17 protein-coding genes and 4 pseudogenes are annotated in these 17,337 nt (G+C 32.1%); 12 read left to right on the top strand and 9 right to left on the bottom strand.

Annotated elements, in window-relative coordinates:
* Positions 1-586: IS6 family transposase (locus tag BLV40_RS26570; protein ID WP_090695585.1), on the bottom strand; the 586-nt coding region annotated here is incomplete at its 3' end.
* A gap of 66 nt (positions 587-652) precedes the next feature.
* Between BLV40_RS26570 and BLV40_RS26565 the strand changes: the two are divergent.
* The 4 genes and pseudogenes from BLV40_RS26565 to BLV40_RS26550 all read left to right on the top strand — a co-directional run.
* Positions 653-790, top strand: a pseudogene (locus BLV40_RS26565) (integrase); the annotation flags it as partial.
* A gap of 374 nt (positions 791-1,164) precedes the next feature.
* Positions 1,165-2,280: a SagB/ThcOx family dehydrogenase gene (locus tag BLV40_RS26560; protein ID WP_090695583.1), complete on the top strand. Its 1,116-nt coding sequence runs from the start codon at positions 1,165-1,167 to the stop codon at positions 2,278-2,280.
* The gene (locus BLV40_RS26555) at positions 2,277-3,500 is read left to right on the top strand and encodes an MFS transporter (protein ID WP_244525461.1); all 1,224 of its coding nucleotides are present in this window, start codon (positions 2,277-2,279) and stop codon (positions 3,498-3,500) included. The genes BLV40_RS26560 and BLV40_RS26555 overlap by 4 nt, the downstream gene beginning before the upstream one ends.
* A 506-nt stretch (positions 3,501-4,006) precedes the next feature.
* Complete coding sequence (locus BLV40_RS26550) at positions 4,007-4,804, top strand: phosphotransferase (RefSeq protein ID WP_090695581.1); 798 nt, start codon at positions 4,007-4,009, stop codon at positions 4,802-4,804.
* A 237-nt stretch (positions 4,805-5,041) separates the two neighbouring features.
* Here BLV40_RS26550 and BLV40_RS26545 read toward each other — a convergent pair whose 3' ends face one another.
* Genes BLV40_RS26545 through BLV40_RS26535 form a run of 3 tightly spaced genes read right to left on the bottom strand, consistent with a single transcriptional unit; the run spans position 5,042 to position 6,907 of the window.
* Entirely contained in the window at positions 5,042-5,668 is a 627-nt protein-coding gene (locus BLV40_RS26545) for an ABC-2 transporter permease (RefSeq protein ID WP_090695579.1), read from the bottom strand.
* On the bottom strand, positions 5,661-6,530 hold the full coding sequence (locus tag BLV40_RS26540; protein ID WP_090695577.1) for an ABC transporter ATP-binding protein: 870 nt from the start codon (positions 6,528-6,530) through the stop codon (positions 5,661-5,663). Before BLV40_RS26540 ends, BLV40_RS26545 begins: the two co-directional genes overlap by 8 nt.
* A gap of 2 nt (positions 6,531-6,532) precedes the next feature.
* Positions 6,533-6,907, bottom strand: coding sequence for a GntR family transcriptional regulator (locus BLV40_RS26535; protein ID WP_026593256.1), 375 nt, complete (start codon positions 6,905-6,907; stop codon positions 6,533-6,535).
* Positions 6,908-7,550: 643 nt separating this feature from the next.
* On the opposite strand from BLV40_RS26535, the gene BLV40_RS26530 reads away from it, so the two are divergent.
* Positions 7,551-8,708 carry a serine hydrolase domain-containing protein gene (locus BLV40_RS26530; RefSeq protein WP_090695575.1) on the top strand — a complete coding sequence of 386 codons (1,158 nt, stop codon included), beginning with the start codon at positions 7,551-7,553 and terminating at the stop codon, positions 8,706-8,708.
* Between the two features lie 967 nt (positions 8,709-9,675).
* A complete protein-coding gene (locus BLV40_RS26525) occupies positions 9,676-10,338 on the top strand; it encodes a recombinase family protein (protein WP_090695587.1) in 663 nt (220 codons plus the stop codon).
* 298 nt (positions 10,339-10,636) lie between these two features.
* On the opposite strand, the gene BLV40_RS26520 is transcribed toward BLV40_RS26525, so the two are convergent.
* Positions 10,637-10,936, bottom strand: a complete 300-nt coding sequence (locus tag BLV40_RS26520) for a hypothetical protein (RefSeq protein ID WP_090695574.1) — start codon at positions 10,934-10,936, stop codon at positions 10,637-10,639.
* 537 nt (positions 10,937-11,473) lie between these two features.
* Between BLV40_RS26520 and BLV40_RS26515 the strand changes: the two genes are divergently transcribed.
* The 5 genes and pseudogenes from BLV40_RS26515 to BLV40_RS26495 all read left to right on the top strand — a co-directional run bounded on the left by BLV40_RS26515 (position 11,474) and on the right by BLV40_RS26495 (position 14,753).
* Positions 11,474-12,382, top strand: a complete 909-nt coding sequence (locus tag BLV40_RS26515; RefSeq protein WP_090695572.1) for an acyl-ACP desaturase — start codon at positions 11,474-11,476, stop codon at positions 12,380-12,382.
* Between the two features lie 215 nt (positions 12,383-12,597).
* Positions 12,598-13,059, top strand: a complete 462-nt coding sequence (locus BLV40_RS26510; protein WP_170833718.1) for a CarD family transcriptional regulator — start codon at positions 12,598-12,600, stop codon at positions 13,057-13,059.
* Between the two features lie 548 nt (positions 13,060-13,607).
* Entirely contained in the window at positions 13,608-13,754 is a 147-nt protein-coding gene (locus tag BLV40_RS26505) for a BC1881 family protein (RefSeq protein WP_000738547.1), read from the top strand.
* Positions 13,755-14,052: 298 nt separating this feature from the next.
* Positions 14,053-14,281 (top strand): annotated as a pseudogene (locus BLV40_RS26500) (hypothetical protein).
* A gap of 238 nt (positions 14,282-14,519) precedes the next feature.
* Positions 14,520-14,753, top strand: coding sequence for a YuzF family protein (locus BLV40_RS26495; RefSeq protein ID WP_090695568.1), 234 nt, complete (start codon positions 14,520-14,522; stop codon positions 14,751-14,753).
* A gap of 51 nt (positions 14,754-14,804) precedes the next feature.
* Here the strand turns inward: BLV40_RS26495 and BLV40_RS26490 are convergent, their stop codons facing one another.
* The 3 genes and pseudogenes from BLV40_RS26490 to BLV40_RS26480 form a co-directional block, all read right to left on the bottom strand.
* Positions 14,805-15,080 (bottom strand): hypothetical protein, encoded by a 276-nt coding sequence (locus BLV40_RS26490; protein WP_090695566.1) that lies wholly within the window; start codon positions 15,078-15,080, stop codon positions 14,805-14,807.
* A 121-nt stretch (positions 15,081-15,201) separates the two neighbouring features.
* A pseudogene (locus BLV40_RS26485) lies at positions 15,202-16,008 on the bottom strand (IS4 family transposase); the annotation flags it as partial.
* Between the two features lie 105 nt (positions 16,009-16,113).
* Positions 16,114-16,314 carry a DUF1272 domain-containing protein gene (locus tag BLV40_RS26480; protein WP_090695564.1) on the bottom strand — a complete coding sequence of 67 codons (201 nt, stop codon included), beginning with the start codon at positions 16,312-16,314 and terminating at the stop codon, positions 16,114-16,116.
* 157 nt (positions 16,315-16,471) lie between these two features.
* Between BLV40_RS26480 and BLV40_RS26475 the strand changes: the two genes are divergently transcribed.
* A complete protein-coding gene (locus tag BLV40_RS26475; protein ID WP_090695563.1) occupies positions 16,472-16,894 on the top strand; it encodes an Lrp/AsnC family transcriptional regulator in 423 nt (140 codons plus the stop codon).
* A 272-nt stretch (positions 16,895-17,166) separates the two neighbouring features.
* Here the strand turns inward: BLV40_RS26475 and BLV40_RS28220 are convergent.
* Positions 17,167-17,337: pseudogene (locus tag BLV40_RS28220) on the bottom strand (IS4 family transposase); the annotation flags it as partial.

The following is a 17,337-nucleotide window of genomic DNA, read 5'->3' as shown; positions in this document are numbered from 1 at the left end:
TACCTTTTAACGTACGTGAAGCATGACGAAGATTTTGAAATCCTGCGGATTTGGTAAAACGTTTCTTTACATGCCTGTGATCCTGTTCAATAAGATTGTTTAAATGTTTGATTGTACAATGGATTGTAGTTTGATAAAATCCTTGTTTTCTTAATTTGTTAAACGCGCAAAGTAATGCACTTGCTTTGTCTGTAGTGAGAACCGTAGGTTCTCCAAAATGTTTTACTAATCTTTTCATGAAGGCATAGGCAGCCTGATGATCCCGTTTTTTACGAAGTTGAATATCCAATGTATGTCCATCTTTATCAATTGCACGATAAAGATAACACCACTTGCCCTTAACTTTGATATAAGTTTCATCCAAATGCCAAGATAAGCGTGCGGATTTATTTTTCACTTGCCAAATTTGATAGATGAGATTTCCATATTCATGAACCCCTCGTATGATGGATGTTGGGTGAACTGAAATACCACGTTCTTTCAGGATTTTAGATACATCGCGATAACTTAAAGAAAAACGGCAATAGTAGCCTACATCTACTAAAATAATCTCTTTCTTGAATTGTTTTCCTTTAAAATATCTCATGTCTGATTCTCCTATATCCTGTTTTCTAGAGTGTAGCTTCATGTAGAAAATTTTGCAACAGAATCCTATTGGTTCTATAAACAAACAAAAGATGTAGCTATGTTACAGGAAATACTAAACCACAGTACACCACAAATCACACTAAAATACATTGGTATCAATAAAGAAGAAAAAGATAATATACTTGATACATTTCAGATCTAACAATATTAAGACGAAAAACAAAATATAACAAAAATGATCGTTTGTGTTACAAAACAAACTACTTTGCCCTTAAACGTAGCTATGCTGATATTACCTATCGTTTTAAATTTGTGAATATATATTATTTTCTAATTATTGTTTGACAAAAAATTACTTTTAAGGGAAAATGAAATTTGTAATATTTTCCTAATGAAAGGGGGTCAGAAAAATGAAAATTTTCAAACCTAGTGAAAATGAATACACAAATCGTGTTAATTCAGAACATGGTGAAACTTCTCCATCAAAATAATTGAATTGCTTAAATGACTGCTCTAATAGGGCAGTCATTTATCGTTAAAAGCATATATATATTTTTCAAGTAAGGAGACATTGATATGCAGTTAAAAATATCTGAAAATATGATATATTTTTGGAAAAATGGTCATCTCATGATAGATGATTTTATTAGACACGAACAATATAGCTTAGAACCTTCATTCTTTCCTATCTTAAGTTTATTTAAAGAATGGAATGACCTTGATAGTGCATATTTACAACTACAAAGAGATCAAACTTTATCTTTAACAAAAAATGAAATGATAGAAATAACTAATAATCTTCGGGAAGTTCATATATTAATAGAAAAAGAAAATTCAGAGGATATAGAACTTATAAATTGGAAAGAATGGGGAACACCTGCTAAATACTTTCATTTTAATACAAGATTACTTCGTAAAGATAATTATTTAGATGTAAATCAAGACTATGAAAGATTAGTTAGTAAGAAACAAAATATAAAAGCACCATCTATTTATAAAACATATGATAATGTAGAAGAAATACCATTACCTGTTCCTAATTTTAAAAAAGAAGGAGATTTCCTGGATGTCCTTTTGAGAAGACAAACTATACGATCTTTTTCAGAAAAACCTATTACTCTAATTGAATTATCTACTATTCTTTATTTTGTTTGGGGAGCACAGTCTTGTAAAAGAGATTTTGGAGTTGGTCCATCTCTCTTTAAAACGAGTCCTTCTGGTGGTGCTAGACATCCTATAGAAGTATATCCCTATATATCTAACGTAACAGGAATAAAAGAGGGTTTATATCACTACAATGTTCAAAATCATTCATTGAATGTAATTAATAAAGAAAAAATAACAGATATTGTTGATATGGCTGCAGGACAAAAATATGTAAAAGGTGCATCTGTACTCTTTTTTTATACAGCATGTTTAGAACGACCTATGTGGAAATACAAAACTCCAAGAGTATATCGTATTGTTATGAAAGATGTAGGTCATTTAAGTCAAACTTTTTATTTAGTTGCTTCATGGTTAAAGTTAGGTGCATTTTTTACCGGACACCTTAAAGACGAATTAGTAGAAGAAAGATTATGTATAGATAAAGAAAAAGAAATTGTTTGCGGACTTTCTGGAATAGGGAATATTAGTGATGGAGTAAAAAAATATGGGAGAGATTTTAGATTTAGAGAAGAGGATTTGAGATGAAATCCTTAAAATCTATCATACATAATAAAAATTTATGCATTGTATTAGGAAGTCAACTAGTCTTTCAATTAGGGATATGGTTCGGTACAATTGGTAATTTGCAATTTTTACAAATACATATAAAATCTCATGTTCTTCAAGCTTTCTTTCTTGTTATCGGTGGTGTCCTTGGGGTTATAATAGGCCCTTATGCAGGACGTTATATAGATTCTACTTCTAAATTAAAAGTATTACAGTTAGTAGGATTGATGAGAATTGCATCTGTTTTATCAATGCTAGTTGCCATATATACGGGATCAATTTATTGGATGGTTATTTATAGTATAGGAATTGGCTGCTCAGCTTCTTTTTTTAATCCCACTATACAAACAATATTGCCAACTTTAGTTAAAGAAGATGACTTAATTACGATTAATGCTATTAATATAAATATTATCACTTTATCAAGAATTTTTGGAGCTGTATTAGCTGGTCTTTTATTAACAGTCGCTCCTCTATATACATTATTTATTATTGCTCTTATTGCTTATGTAACCTTATACTTTATCAATTTTTTATTAGTTATTCCAAACGATGTACGAATAAATCCTAAAAAACATAAGACTAATTTTAATGATATTTTCCCTGTTATTATAAAGAATCATTCTATTAAAATAGTTCTTGCATTATCCATTATCCCCCTAATCTTTATTTCAGGCTTTAATTTATTTGTTATTGAGATTGGAAAGGGACAACCAGGTTCAATCATGGGGATACTCTATTTTATGGAAGGGGCAAGTATATTAATTGCAGGGTTATTTATCAAAAAAGTAATAAAACGATATCAAAAACAAGTGCGTATTCTTTTATTTGCTTGCTGTTTGATGGGTATAGCTCAAATTTTATTATCGTTGACAAACTTTTATCTAACTATTTTCTCTTTTAGTATATTTGGTTTGGCATATGGTATGTTTAATCCTCTTTTATACACATATGCACAACAAAAAGTTCCTTCGAGTATTCATGGAAGATTTTTTTCATTTAAAACAATGTTAGATCGAACCATTATGCAATTATGCTTGGTGTTAATTGGATTTTTACTAGATCAAATAGGATATAAAAGTTTAATGTTTTTATTAGGTATGTGTACTCTTACCTTAGTTTTCTTTATTATAATTGACTTTAAAGTAAACCCTAAGATCTCTACAAACGAGAATAAAAATAATTATTCTGATGTTTAACTAATTAGCCTAATGACAAGGTTCTTTCTATTATCGAAAATTAGTTTAGTGATGTGACCCCATCGCCATCAAGTTAAGGCTTTGAAGTACCCCCTAAATGAAAATTTTATTTCTCTATAGTTAGTTATTTTGAGAAATGAGCTCATTTTTTTGTACTTTTCTTAAGTTAATGGGCATGGGATAATATAATTGAAAAACCATTTTAAATTTTCTTTATTTTTCTAGTGATCTTTGGTAATATTTAATTTAAAGATGTAAAGAAAGGGGAATCTATATTACACATGTGGAATATCTTGAAATGATTATTTAATTGGATAGAGACAGTGGCGGTCCTTGGTTCTTAAGGATGCGTTTATTTGTCTATCTTAAATCATTCAAGGGATACATGGTGTGGACAATTAAATTCCCATTGCCGAGCAGATACCTTTGTATATCTGCTTTTATTTATGGGCAAAAATACATCTCTATTGACACAATCATAGAGTCCTTAAATTGGGGGAATTTTAATGAGAAATCAGTACGAAAAAGAAGAAGCACTAACAGGAGGGAATGTCTCCAGTGTATATCGTTTGGGAGATACGGTTCGTCGAGAATTAAAGACTGATAGTGTTAAAATTCATACATTGCTAAAGCACCTTGAAAACAAAGGTTTAAAAGGTGTGCCAAAGTTTCTGGGTATCGATGAAAAAGGGAGAGAGATTTTATCCTTTATTGAAGGAGAAGCTGGCAATTATCCGTTAAAAAAACACATGTGGTCGGATGAGGCTTTAAAAGATATCGCAAAAATGCTTCGTCTCTATCATGATGCGGTGAGTGATTTTCCAATGGAAGAACGTTGGCAACCCATTGATAACACTCCGCAGCCATTTGAGGTGATGTGCCATAATGATTTTGCCATCTATAACATTATTTTTAATCGCGAAAAACCAGTAGGTGTAATTGATTTTGATTTGGCTGCTCCTGGTCCAAGACTTTGGGATGTCGCCTATACGCTTTACACTTGCGTTCCTTTAAGTAGGCTTTATCATACGGAAGCAGGCGAAGCCATTTATTATGATTCGTTAAAGGATGCTGAGCGAATCAAACAAAGGGTTAAATTGTTTTTTGATTCCTATGGCATGGAGGGAATAGAAAAAGGTTTTTTAGAAATGGTATTGCTACGAGTAGAAGGATTATGTAAAACCATGCAAAGGAAGGCCAAAGAAGGCGATATGGCGTTTCAAAAAATGATCGACGAAGGGCATTACGATCATTATCAAGAGGAACTCCAATTCATCCGCGAACACGGAAAAGAATGGATTTAAGAGAAAAGTCTTGGTGAATTAATGGAGTGTAAGCAATTAAAAAGAAATGCCACCCTCAAATGAAAAAATACGCCATCCTTTCCTATGATTCTATAGAAAGAATAGCGCATTTTTTCATTTGAGGGGAGAGCTTTGTTTTATTAGTTTAATAGTAATTGAGTAGCACCAAAGCGTTTAAGAAAAAAACTGTACAACAGTTATTTGTAAGGTATTCTATATTTCGAGTAAAAATAATTTTTAAAAATCAGTACGCTTATAAATTCTCACCGTTAAGAAGTAAGAACCGATAAATATAAGCATGGTAACGATTGAAGCAAGTACAATTAGTTGATTAATAGTAAATTGTGTGGTAACGCTATATACAAGGTCAGTAATATTTACATATGCCTCAATTGGTCTCCATAAAACAACACATACAGGGAAAATAATGCTGACAGCAGCCATCAAATATTTATTGGTGAAGCGATAGAAAAATGGTAAGTAGATAGACGTAAACAACATGACAATAAGAACACTAACCACAATTGTCTGTGGATTTTCAATTTCAACTCCATAAGTCGGGGATGCAACTTGAATTACTGCTTGTATCAATAATGAGAATAGGACTACTAGAATCGTGAACAACACTGTACCAATATATTTTGACATAATAATTTTATTTCTACTATAAGGCAGGCTATTAATAAATTTATGACTATTATTCTTTTCGTCGTAATAATGTAGATTGATCATATAAGAACCAGCCACCAAAACAACTATAAACCCAAAACTTCCAAACGTCCCTATAAAAAAGCATATACCAAGTAGGTAGAGTAAGATCAATAATTTTTGCAATCGAAAATCCTTTAATATTAAATTATACATATTGAACATTCCCCTTTTTTGTATAGTACATAATATCTTCTAATGTCGCTTCTTCAATTAATACATCATTCCCTAATTGTGTACGTGAATGGCTGGCGTTACTTGTGAGTGCTTCAAATCCCACGTTTGTTTCACGAATCCCGATTAATTGTTCTCTGATTTTAGGCGTAAGCAAGGATTTATCCCCTTTTACAGTTGCATATTCTTCAGAAATACTATGTATATCTTTTTCAAACACAATCTCACCATTATGAATAAATACAATATAATCAGCAATACGATCTAAGTCAGTGGTAATATGTGTGGAGAAAAAAATTGTTTTATCTTGATCAACCATTAAATCATAAAGGATGTCTAAAAGTTCTCTTCGAAATACAGGATCGAGTCCAGATGTCGGTTCATCCATAAGTATAAATTCGGCATGGTGTGAAAGTGCAAACGCTAGGGAAGTCTTCATTTTCATTCCTGTAGACATCTCTTTCATCTTTATGTTAGTCGGTAACTCAAAGCGCTTTAAGTAGGATTGGAACTGATTCTCATCCCATTTCTTATATGCTGGAGCAATGAATTTTTTCAGTTGGTGAATTGTCATATCTTCATAATAGATATTGTCATCGTATACGAATCCTATACGCTCTTTAATAGAAACTTGGTCCTTTTGATGATTTTTACCAAAAACTGTGATATCCCCGCTATCCTTGCTAATAAGATCCATAATAAGTTTAATTGTCGTACTTTTCCCAGCACCATTTGCACCAATAAATCCCGTTACAAACCCCTTTTTGATGTTGAACGATGCATTTTTTAAAGAAAATCCCTTATATGTTTTTGAAACATTTTTCACTTCTACAATGTTCTCCATATTTATTCCTCCTCATAAATACGATTAATAATTTGTATTAACTCATCCCTTAATAAATGATTAGCCTTACTCTCTCGAACGATTGTACTGAACTTTTCACGTATTGGATCACTTGGTTCATCCGCACGTTGTTTCTTTGTTTGTTTTGCAACAAACGAGCCTTTCCCTACTATAGAGTAGATGTAACCCGCTTTTTCAAGTTCTTCGTACGCTCTTTTTGAAGTAATAACACTTACCTTCAAGTCTCTTGCTAATGAACGCATAGAAGGTAACGAATCATCTACTTTCAATGTTTCATTTGATATTTGTAATATAATCTGATCAATGATTTGTTGATAAATAGGCGACTTAGACTTATTAGATAGTAAGATTTTCATGATTCAACTCCTTGCCTCTTAAATGCTTATGAACAAATTATACACAATATGTACAATATATACAATATATACATTTGGAACGATGTTAATTTTTCATATAGGATACCGTCATATTGATATAAAGGCGTTATCCTTTCCTATGATTTCTCAGAAAGAATAACGCCTTTTTTATTTTAGGGGGGATATTTTCTTGTTAGCTTGATAGCGATGGGGTAGCACCACATGCCTATCAAGTTAATAGAACTGAGTTTTCTTAAAATAAAAGCCACCGAATTATAGAAGTGGTTTTGAGCGTAAGGAATTTGTAAGAAAGGAGTAAGAAAAAAGAGATTTTCATTGTGTATGATCAAAATGTAGGGAAGAACGAGAGGGGGAATAGATACTATATATTTATATAAAAACAAATTCATTAACAAAACTCTATGGAAGAAAAGAAGAAATTACAGAGGTTAACATACATCTGAGAAAGAGGGATTAATCATTTATTAGGTCAGAAAGTTGTTTGTAGAAATAATTGGTGCACAGATGATTGCAAATTCAAAGTTATCCTTTTGTCTTTGGCTAAGAGGTAAGCTGTATGGTTAGTATGAGACAGCAAATAACCATCTATACAATAATGTGAATAGAGGAGTAGAATACCATTATGAAAAAGCAATTTCAAATTACATTTAGAGGTTTAGTCCTTTTAATAACAGGAGGTTCCTTGTTATACACAGCACCAACCTCAATTGTAAAAGCGGAGTCCATTCAAAATGTATCTAGTTCGTTACAAACAAGCACTCAAAGAGAACGTAATTCCGTCAAAGAGGCAATGCGGGATACATTGCAACTTGGATATCCTGGGATACTTGCTAAAACTTCTCAAGGTGGAAAAACATGGAGTTATGCCGCTGGGTTAGCGGACCTGAGCACCAAGAAACCAATGAAAACAGATTTTCGCTTTCGCATTGGTAGTGTAACGAAGACGTTCATTGCAACAGTTCTACTTCAATTATCTGGAGAAAACCGTTTGAATCTAGACGACTCCATTGAAAAATGGTTGCCTGGTGTCATTCAAGGAAACGGATATGATGGTAACCAGATTACGATCCGGCAGATATTGAATCATACAAGTGGTATCGCTGACTATGTAAATTCAAAAGACTTTGATATTACGGATATAAAAAAATCGTATACGGCTGAAGAATTTGTAAAGATGGGGATTTCTCTTCCTCCAGACTTTGCTCCAGGAAAGGGTTGGTCTTATTCAAACACAGGATACGTAGTACTGGGGATCCTTATTGAAAAAGTAACTGGAAACAGCTATGCGGAAGAGGTTGAAAATCGGATTATTGAACCGCTTGATTTGTTAAATACATTCCTACCTGGCAATTCAAGCGTGATTCCAGGTACCAAGCATGCCCGTGGCTATTTCCAACTAGACGGAGCAAGTGAGCTAAAAGACGTTACTTATATTAACCCAGGTAGCTCGGATGGAGATATGATTTCTACTGCTGACGATTTAAACAAATTTTTCTCTTACTTACTCAGTGGTAAATTACTGAAGGAACAGCAACTAAAACAAATGCTTACTACAGTTCCTACAGATAGAGAAGGAACCGGATATGGTCTTGGGATCTATGAAACTAAGCTTCCAAACGGTGTCTCGATATGGGGACACCAGGGTAAAGTTCTAGGGTTTACCACTTTTGCTGGTGGCACACTTGGAGGCAAGCATACATTGGCCGTCAATTTGAACAGTCTTAAAGCTGATAGTCCTGATCCATTTAAAAATATTTTACTTGCTGAATTTAGCAAATAGGTAAAAAGGAAAATCGGATAAATTTTGTCATAGTTTTTATAGTTAAAAATATGCCTTTCTGGTTCAAAAACAACTTACTCTAAAAATTTTTTTAGAATAAAGAAAGTTCTTAAGTTGATAGGCATGTGGCGAGACCCCTCATATATTAAAATGAAAATACCCTTTCAATGTATTGTAACTCCTTTCACCAATAGTGGAAGGAGTTTTTTTGTATTCGCAAAGGAATTCCAACAGGTATGAAAATAATTTTAGGTTTATACCGAAAACAAAACACACCTTTAGGTACAAATTAGCTTATTCAAGTAATTAGTGGGCGATATCATAGGCTAAAGATTGTTCCAAATATTCACCTGTAAATTTCTGATAAGTTAAAAAATATAACAACAAAACGTTTAAAATACAATTATATTTGAAAAAGAGTAGTGGATTCAAGTTGTTACTTACATGACCTCCAAAGAAAAAAGCCAAATTCTAGATAGATTTGGCTTTTTTCTTTTTACGCATTTTTAGCTAAAATAGCATGGTCTTTAAATCCTTGTTAGGGGCAAGAATTTAAAGAAGAGTTTAGCTTAATTATGATTTTACATAAATTGTATATTTTAGTAAATTGATATTATCTATACTAAATATTGTAAATGTTTAGAAATTTAATCCTTACATTAGTTATGCATAAAGTTAGAATTAGTGAGTCTTTAAAAAAGATACAAAATGTTAAACTCATAAAACCCAGTGATATCAGTACATGTCCATGATATCACTGGGTTTTTATTTGGATATTTAACGGTGGGTTTTACTTTTTAAATATGAACTGTCCTAAAAAGTGAACACTGTTTACAAAGGTATACCTTTATAAACGGTTAAGGACCATCTATGAAACATTGAAATATCAAGTTTATAAAGGTGATTTAAATTGTTTTATAAACGTTTATTTTTAATGAATACCTTTATAAACAAAAATGGTATAATTGTGGTAACAAATACAAGGAGAATACAAAACGTGGCAAATATTTATGGATATATACGTGTAAGCACAAAAGATCAAAATGAACAACGTCAATTACATAAGATGATGGAACGTGGAGTGGAAGCTCGACGTATTTTTGTCGATAAAGCAAGTGGACGACATTTTGATCGTCCTCAGTACCAATTATTACGAAAGATATTGAGTACAGGTGATATTGTATACATAGATGCTTTAGATCGTATGGGGCGTAATTATGATGAGGTAATTTCAGAATGGAAGTACATCACGAGAGAATTACAAGCTGATATTGTTGTTTTAGAAAATGAAACACTGTTTGATAGTCGGAAATTTCGTGAGATGGGAGATATGGGACGATTAATGGAAGATCAATTTTTATCTTTGCTTTCCTATGTTGCAGATCAAGAACGAAAAAAAATTCATCAGAGACAAGCGGAAGGGATTGCTGTAGCTAAATCTCAGGGGAAACATTTAGGACGTCCTCAGGTAAACCTTTCAACCCTAAGCAAACAACAAATGCATATAATAGAAGAAACTTATTCTAAATGGAAAAGTGGAGAAATAACAGCTATCATGTTTATGCAAATGCTGGAGCTAAAGAAAAACACGTTTTATAAAATAATGAAGGAATATGAGGAAATAAAGTAGCATCTTTACTATGAAAAATCCTACTTTTTTTCTGGTTGTAAGAATCTTGAAGTTTTTGCATCAGAATAGTATTATGTATATCAAAAAAAATAAAAGACAACTCCAATTAAGAGTTGTCTTTTTGTGTAATAAAATTCCCAAAATATGAAGATATACAAACGAATATAATACGCTATGGTTGATATTATAACAAAAATGAATAGTATTGCGAATAAAAAGAATATTACAATGAGTTTTGGGGATTTTAGTTAAAAATCTTCGAAAATAAACCTTTTATAAAGATTTATTTTAAATATGATTATTGTATTTCGAGGGGCTCCTTATAAATCTTAGCTATATATTTTACAAAATCAATGACGGGATAGTGTATGAGTGAACGATGCTGCGTAAAACGAACCCCTGCTTTTTCCATTATCGAAATGAGTTGTTCAACTTCCAACTCTTTTTGCTGTATTCTATTATAATTTTGATATACAATGTTTTTCCATTGATAGGAAGAGCCGTGAAAATAACTCTCTCCTTTTACCATGTGACTAAATATAATTTCTATTTTTTCTCTACGTTGTTTTTCCTTCATATGCGCTTCCGTTGACTGCATGTTTATCGCCTCTTCCCTTTGTGTTGTATACCGTTTCACAAAAATTGATCTAACTCATCCATAGCCAATGTACATTGATCTTGTTGGGATTTGTCGTTTAAGGCTATCTAATCAACTATATTTGTTTTTCAAGCGCTTAATCTTTACATCTAAATAAACTGATAGTGTGTAAAAAACACTATCAAACTTTATTATAAAACGATTCTTTATAGGCATGCACCTTTTTACACTCACCAAGATTTACAACATGACGAGAATCTTCATCCATGAATGTTATTCTGTATTTACTGAGGTTAGTTTTTTTATTTAGGCTAACTAACATATTGTATGCCTCAGTATCTATTTTATAAAAAAGAAAATAGATGTAACGGTCCCCCTTTTGATATAAAAAAATCTATAAAAATATAGCGCTCTTAAAGAGTTTTGTTACAAATTCGTTATGTTTGACTTAAAAAAAGGAAAGTAATATTTATTTGTAGAAAATTTTTAAGGATAAAAATAGGATGAATATCCATGGTAAGAAAAGGGGGCACTTATATGCTAACAAATGATTTAGATTTCCGATTAGAGCCACGTTTAAAAGAACTGTATGAACAACATAAAATAAGAGCTCAGAAGATAGACTGGGGTTATCATGAGTTTTTACCATGGGATAAGGGAATGGACTTTAAAAGAGTTCCTTGGGATGAAAGTCAAGTTACTCTTCCTTCTGGTGTAATTACGGCCATTGAAACAGCTTTATTAACAGAAGTGAATTTACCATGGTTTACAACGTATTTATCTGCGACTTTTAAAGGTTCCCTTTCTGTTATTACAGACTTTATTCATACTTGGACCTCAGAAGAGGATCAACATTCGAATTTATTGGAGACATATTTACTACTCACTCGAAGTGTGAACCCTAAACGGATACATGAATTAAGAAAATCAGTCGTTGAGAGTGGATTTGAGCCTGATTTTCATACACCAATCGAAGCCATGACGTATACGACGCTACAAGAACTTGCAACGATGGTGTTTTACAATAATGTTGCTAAGGTTGCAAGTAAGCATGATCCAGATCTTGCTACATTATTACGCCGTCTTGCAAAAGATGAAACTCTTCATTATGCGTTTTATCGAGACGTGATTCGAACACATTTAGAATTGGAACCTAATTATTGCTATCATATTGCCAATGTGATTAAGAATTTTAAAATGCCAGGTGCCGTCATGCCTGATTTTGAAAATAGAATGGCTGTAATTGCAAAAGAAGCTAACTATGGGCCACTACAATATTTTGATCAAGTACTTGATGTAGTGGTTGATTATTGGGGGTTACAAGACTTACGACCAATTGCACCTCTAGCCGAAAAAGCAAGAATTGAGATTTTGGAGTACCACACAAGATTGAAAAAAATACGGGATCGATTTGGTCGTTTTCAAGGGAAAACTGATCTACGTTAATGAGTAGAGGTTTCAGAATATACGCGAGGAAATTCCCCTTCCCTTCAAGGGAAAACTGGCACGCTTCCTATTATTTTTTAGCTGTTTTACTTAATTTGATTTTTAAAGAAAAAGTTATTGACACTAAAAATGCTTTTATGATACTATAAAATATTTGATAAAAAAACACATATATGTTATGGTTAAGAAGGTTACCATATATGGAGGTGGATTATATGTTTCAAATTGGCGATAACATTGTTTATCCAATGCACGGAGCAGGTATAATTGAAGCCATAGAAGAAAAAGAATTCTTAGGGAAAAAACAACAGTATTATGTTATAAAAATGTCAATCAGTAATATGCAAGTCCTGATTCCTATGGGCAAAATACTAAGTTCGAGTATACGCCCAGTTACTGATATACTTGCATTAAAACACATTATACACATTTTTCAGCATGGAGAATCAGATAAATCATTGCCGTGGAAACAAAGGTATAAAGTGAACACTGACAAAATAAAAACGGGTGAAATACAAGAAGGTGCTGAAGTCGTACGTGATTTAATGCGTATGGAGAAAGAAAAAGCACTGAATACAAGCGAAAAAAAATTGTTGGATGATGCATATAAATTTTTGGTTAGTGAACTAGAATTAATTAAAGGAATCACTGAAAATCAAATAAAAAGTTTCTGTTAAGGTTCATTATAGATAATGTATAATATCCCCCGAAAATATCCTGAATTTTTCGGGAATATGATGAGTATTCAAAGCAAATCATTTCAAAGACATTCAATTTCTTCAACTCACTTTTAGAGTAGGAACCTCTTTTATTATTACTTCAACCTTATCCATTTTTATTTTTAAATTTCTTTTACGAACGTTCAAAGTTTCATCAAATAACTCGATTAAATAGTCACTTGATTTTTGCAATCCTGATTCACACTGGCACGGACAAGGATCCGTAAGGATGAAAGAGAGGTAGGGCTTTCATTGTTTTAGGTAATATATTATCTAAGTCATTATTTCTAGAAGAAAAAACAATCAATCTCACCGCTATCTCTTTAAGAGTTCCTTACATCTACTGAGACAGTGAATAGTAATTGTTTATCTTCTTTACGTAAAATTGATAAACGAACTGGTAACACCATATGGTCAACTACAAAAAATGGTTTCCAGACCAGGAAACCATTTTTAATCTTATTTACATAACAATAGTAAATGAAGCAGTAAGAAGGAGTGCACACATGAAAAAAATGTTAACAAAAGAATTAAGTAATGAATTAAAGAAGCGAGAAGGGATTATTTCTATTACAGTTGAGCCTTATGAAAAAATCGAAGTTGGTGGAATTCGTGTAGATGGACCAGCTGTGATTCTAATTAATCAAGAATAGCTAAAAATAGTTGAATGAACGAAGAAAAGGATCAGCCTTTAAAAGAAGGGAGGATCCTTTTTGTTTGCTGCAGCTAATATAGAATATACATAACTTTCATCTGATGTGTTGGGGGTTAAAAGGAAGGAGAGGATCGGGATTATCATAATGGAAAGCTTAATATTGGTAGGGTTTCTTTTTACGTTATATAAATTAGTTAATAAAAAAACAAACTAATTATTTAAAGCGATATATTGTTTCCTTTTTAAGAGCAAGATTTATTTGAGAGTGAAATGGATAATGTAAAGGAGGAATTTAGATGGATGCAAGGAAAGAACGCATAAAATACGAGAAGATCTCAAAGAATTATAATCGTATTTATTTCGTTTATCCTATTAATTGTACTTGTTTGTAGTAGTGTGATTATCATAGGAGCTACAGGGAGGAAATATGGACTGTTTTTATTGTTAGCAATTTTACTTAACGCACGTATTACGAAAAAATCTCAAAAAAAGTATGAGCACTATTTTAATAAAGGGCGTATTTAAAATGATACATATCCTAAAAGGAACAACTTAGATGTACATTCAAAATATCCATCTATCATCACCTATTACCTCGTAAAAGTAACTTTCTATAAATCATTTTTTAGCAATTTAGAAATAGAAACCATACCTTATTAAAATGTTATTTCCGTTCCTATAATGAATTATCCTTCTAGCATATTTATAAGATTTATATCATATATTAGGAGAAAGAATGCAAGTTAGAAAGGAGTCTTATAGAATGAGTTATTCGGAAGGAAATGACTTGAGTGAACAACATATGGTAAGTGCACCCAATCCCTACGTATTTCAGACATTACAATCAGTAATTGGTAAACATGTGGTTATTGAAACTGTAAGAGGTAATGTAAGAGGAAAGTTAAAAGATGTGAAACCAGATCATTTGCTTATTGAAGATACGGTGCCATATATTGTACGCATTCAACAAATTGTATGGATTATGCCAAAACAATAATCAGACTCATAAAAAATTAATGTCATCGACGACCAAATAAAACACAGGGTTTTAACTCTGTGTTTCTTCAAATTTCCGTTTTTGAATATATGCTTGAGCATGAATAAGTTCTTCCTGAAGCTCTTTTAATTCTTTTGTAGATTCTGATTCAATAGTCATGTAAGTAGCAACTAAACTGATCATCATATCCATCTTCTCTACTATATTTTGAATGACTTGTTCAGATTGCTCTTTTTTAGGGTGTTGTATTGCTATTAATACATCTTCCATATAATTGTTCTTTCTTTGCTGGATATCATAAATAAACTGTTTTGTGTTTGAGTTCATTTGTTGTTCCTCCATTTTGGGTATATTTCCATTCTATCATACTTGAATAGAAAATATTGGATCCCTCCTAAATTCACACCTGTCTCGCACATCTCCTCAAATATACAAACTTATACACATGTTTTAATTCAAATGTTTCTCCAGGCTGTAGTTGTTTCAAAATCTGTTTCACATCGATTTGTATGTATTCCGATTGTTTCTTTATTGCACCGTTTTTAAAGTATTCGGGGTTTGGATTTTTCACATATACATTCGTATTTAGTTTTAAACGAGAAATATAGTATGTACCTCGTTGATCCATTTGATCTAAGTCCTCCAATGAAAAATAACCCAAATCAAGAATACATAAATCTCCTAGTCGTAAGGTATCTAAACACTCCGTACCAAATGTTTTATCATTATTTTTTCCGGGTCCCACTTGGAAATTAAGAAATTGCCCACTATGTAAATCATATTCTAATTGAATTTTGATTCCAGCTTTTTGGGCGCAGCCTCCAGAACCTGGATATACATTCTCTAAAACATTTGGTACTTGAAATACAGTGGCATCTAGAATACGAATTCGCTCAAAATACGAGAAAAGTTGGTTAGAGATTTGTGTTTGTTCACATATTTTTTGTTGTAACAGTAAAGAGAAAATATGCTGTAAAAACAAAACTGCTTTTCGATTTAGCCGTTTGTTTAAGCCCTCAGGGCTGAGTAAAGTGCCTGCGGTTGCATGAAGTCTACTGCATAATCGGACTAAAGGATCGCTTGCCACTCTTTGACTGATCCAAATACAAATGGTAGCTAAGTCTGAACCAGAAAACTTGCGTTTTCGCTTTATAAAGCCAATTTCTCTTGCCAGTTCTTCTAAAAATACAGGTGTAACATATCGCTGTAATTCTTCCACAAATGATTGTAGTTCATCTTTAATCGAAAGATTCATAAAAAAACGTCATCCTTTCTAATCTAGCTTGTTTAGAAAGAATAACGTTTTTTTGTAATTAGGGGTATTTGTATTTCTTAGCTTGATAGCGATGGAGCGGTACCCCTATATGTTAAGAGAGCAGACACTACTAGATAGCGGCCTAGGTCTTTTAACAAGTTCTCCTTGACAATTAGGACAAACATAATTCATTAATTTTGTACAATCCTCACAAAATGTACATTCATGTGTACAAATAAACGCCAAAGAGTGCTCTTCAATCTTATTACTACATTTCTCACAACATTTTCTCATCTCAAGTCCCATTTTTATTCCTCCAATAACATTTTTTTAATCATATACACAAAATTATAAATATAATATAATTTTGTTTAAATACAAATTATTAGCTATTTCATCTAAAAAACTTAAAAAATTTATTCATTATAAATGTTTTGCTTTAAATAAAAAGGGAGTGTTTAGAATGGACCATATTGATCGAAAAATTTTACATATTCTTCAAGGGAATGGACGTATATCTATGACTGAACTAGGGAAAATGGTAAACCTATCAACACCTGCTGTAAAAGAAAGAGTAAAAAAATTAGAGGATAAAAATATTATTACAGCCTATAGGGCAGTTATAGACCTAGAGAAATTAAATAAGAATGTAACGGCCTTTGTTTTGTTTGAATCAAAAAAATGTCAACAATTCAGAAATTTTTGCAAAGAAAATCCCATGGTCTTTGAGTGCCACAGATTAGCCGGACAATATAGTTATTTGGTGAAAATAGTCACTGAATCGGTGCAACATTTAGAAGAATTTATAGATGCTTCAATGGAGTTTGGCTATCCATCAACTTTAATTAACTTATCATCACCAGTAAAATATAGATGTATTTTTTAGGTTAGTTATCCCGCCACATTGCTAACAAGCTAAAATTTTATAGTACCCTCAAAATGAAATTTTGTGCTAACTTTTAACAAAAAAGCTCATTTTTTCGTTTGGGGTAATTCTGAATTCTTAAGTTGATAGATATGTGGTGCTACCCCACATCCATCAACTTAAGGTATATTTTTATACAAAATGCGGTCTTTCCATATAGTTTTTTATTATCTTTTATAGATTTTATAAAAGTAGGCATATCAAATAAACCCTGACGGGTTTTAATTTTTTTACTATGCTACCTGATGAGTAGAAGTGGTATACTCATAAATAACACCCAAAATATCAAAGACTGTCTTTTTCTCGTATCGATGAGATTTTCGTCCGTTGTGCTGTAGGAGGTTAAACAGACGAAGGAGAACCTTTGATAGCTCTTGGGTGTTTTTGTGTAATGCTTGATGAAA

Origin of the sequence: Bacillus sp. 166amftsu, assembly GCF_900107445.1 — a bacterium.
GTDB classification, from domain to species: domain Bacteria; phylum Bacillota; class Bacilli; order Bacillales; family Bacillaceae_G; genus Bacillus_A; species Bacillus_A arachidis.
This window is presented reverse-complemented; position numbering and strand designations above follow the sequence as displayed.

What these genes read in the sequence shown, in the direction of transcription:
- BLV40_RS26550 (WP_090695581.1), top strand. Translation starts at nt 4,007, where the DNA reads ATGAGAAATCAGTACGAAAAAGAAGAAGCACTAACAGGAGGGAATGTC.
- BLV40_RS26505 (WP_000738547.1), top strand. Translation starts at nt 13,608, where the DNA reads ATGAAAAAAATGTTAACAAAAGAATTAAGTAATGAATTAAAGAAGCGA.
- BLV40_RS26515 (WP_090695572.1), top strand. Translation starts at nt 11,474, where the DNA reads ATGCTAACAAATGATTTAGATTTCCGATTAGAGCCACGTTTAAAAGAA.
- BLV40_RS26535 (WP_026593256.1), bottom strand. Translation starts at nt 6,907, where the DNA reads ATGAAAATCTTACTATCTAATAAGTCTAAGTCGCCTATTTATCAACAA.
- BLV40_RS26495 (WP_090695568.1), top strand. Translation starts at nt 14,520, where the DNA reads ATGAGTTATTCGGAAGGAAATGACTTGAGTGAACAACATATGGTAAGT.
- BLV40_RS26530 (WP_090695575.1), top strand. Translation starts at nt 7,551, where the DNA reads ATGAAAAAGCAATTTCAAATTACATTTAGAGGTTTAGTCCTTTTAATA.
- BLV40_RS26540 (WP_090695577.1), bottom strand. Translation starts at nt 6,530, where the DNA reads ATGGAGAACATTGTAGAAGTGAAAAATGTTTCAAAAACATATAAGGGA.
- BLV40_RS26555 (WP_244525461.1), top strand. Translation starts at nt 2,277, where the DNA reads ATGAAATCCTTAAAATCTATCATACATAATAAAAATTTATGCATTGTA.
- BLV40_RS26520 (WP_090695574.1), bottom strand. Translation starts at nt 10,936, where the DNA reads ATGCAGTCAACGGAAGCGCATATGAAGGAAAAACAACGTAGAGAAAAA.
- BLV40_RS26475 (WP_090695563.1), top strand. Translation starts at nt 16,472, where the DNA reads ATGGACCATATTGATCGAAAAATTTTACATATTCTTCAAGGGAATGGA.
- BLV40_RS26480 (WP_090695564.1), bottom strand. Translation starts at nt 16,314, where the DNA reads ATGGGACTTGAGATGAGAAAATGTTGTGAGAAATGTAGTAATAAGATT.
- BLV40_RS26560 (WP_090695583.1), top strand. Translation starts at nt 1,165, where the DNA reads ATGCAGTTAAAAATATCTGAAAATATGATATATTTTTGGAAAAATGGT.
- BLV40_RS26545 (WP_090695579.1), bottom strand. Translation starts at nt 5,668, where the DNA reads ATGTATAATTTAATATTAAAGGATTTTCGATTGCAAAAATTATTGATC.
- BLV40_RS26490 (WP_090695566.1), bottom strand. Translation starts at nt 15,080, where the DNA reads ATGAACTCAAACACAAAACAGTTTATTTATGATATCCAGCAAAGAAAG.
- BLV40_RS26510 (WP_170833718.1), top strand. Translation starts at nt 12,598, where the DNA reads ATGTTTCAAATTGGCGATAACATTGTTTATCCAATGCACGGAGCAGGT.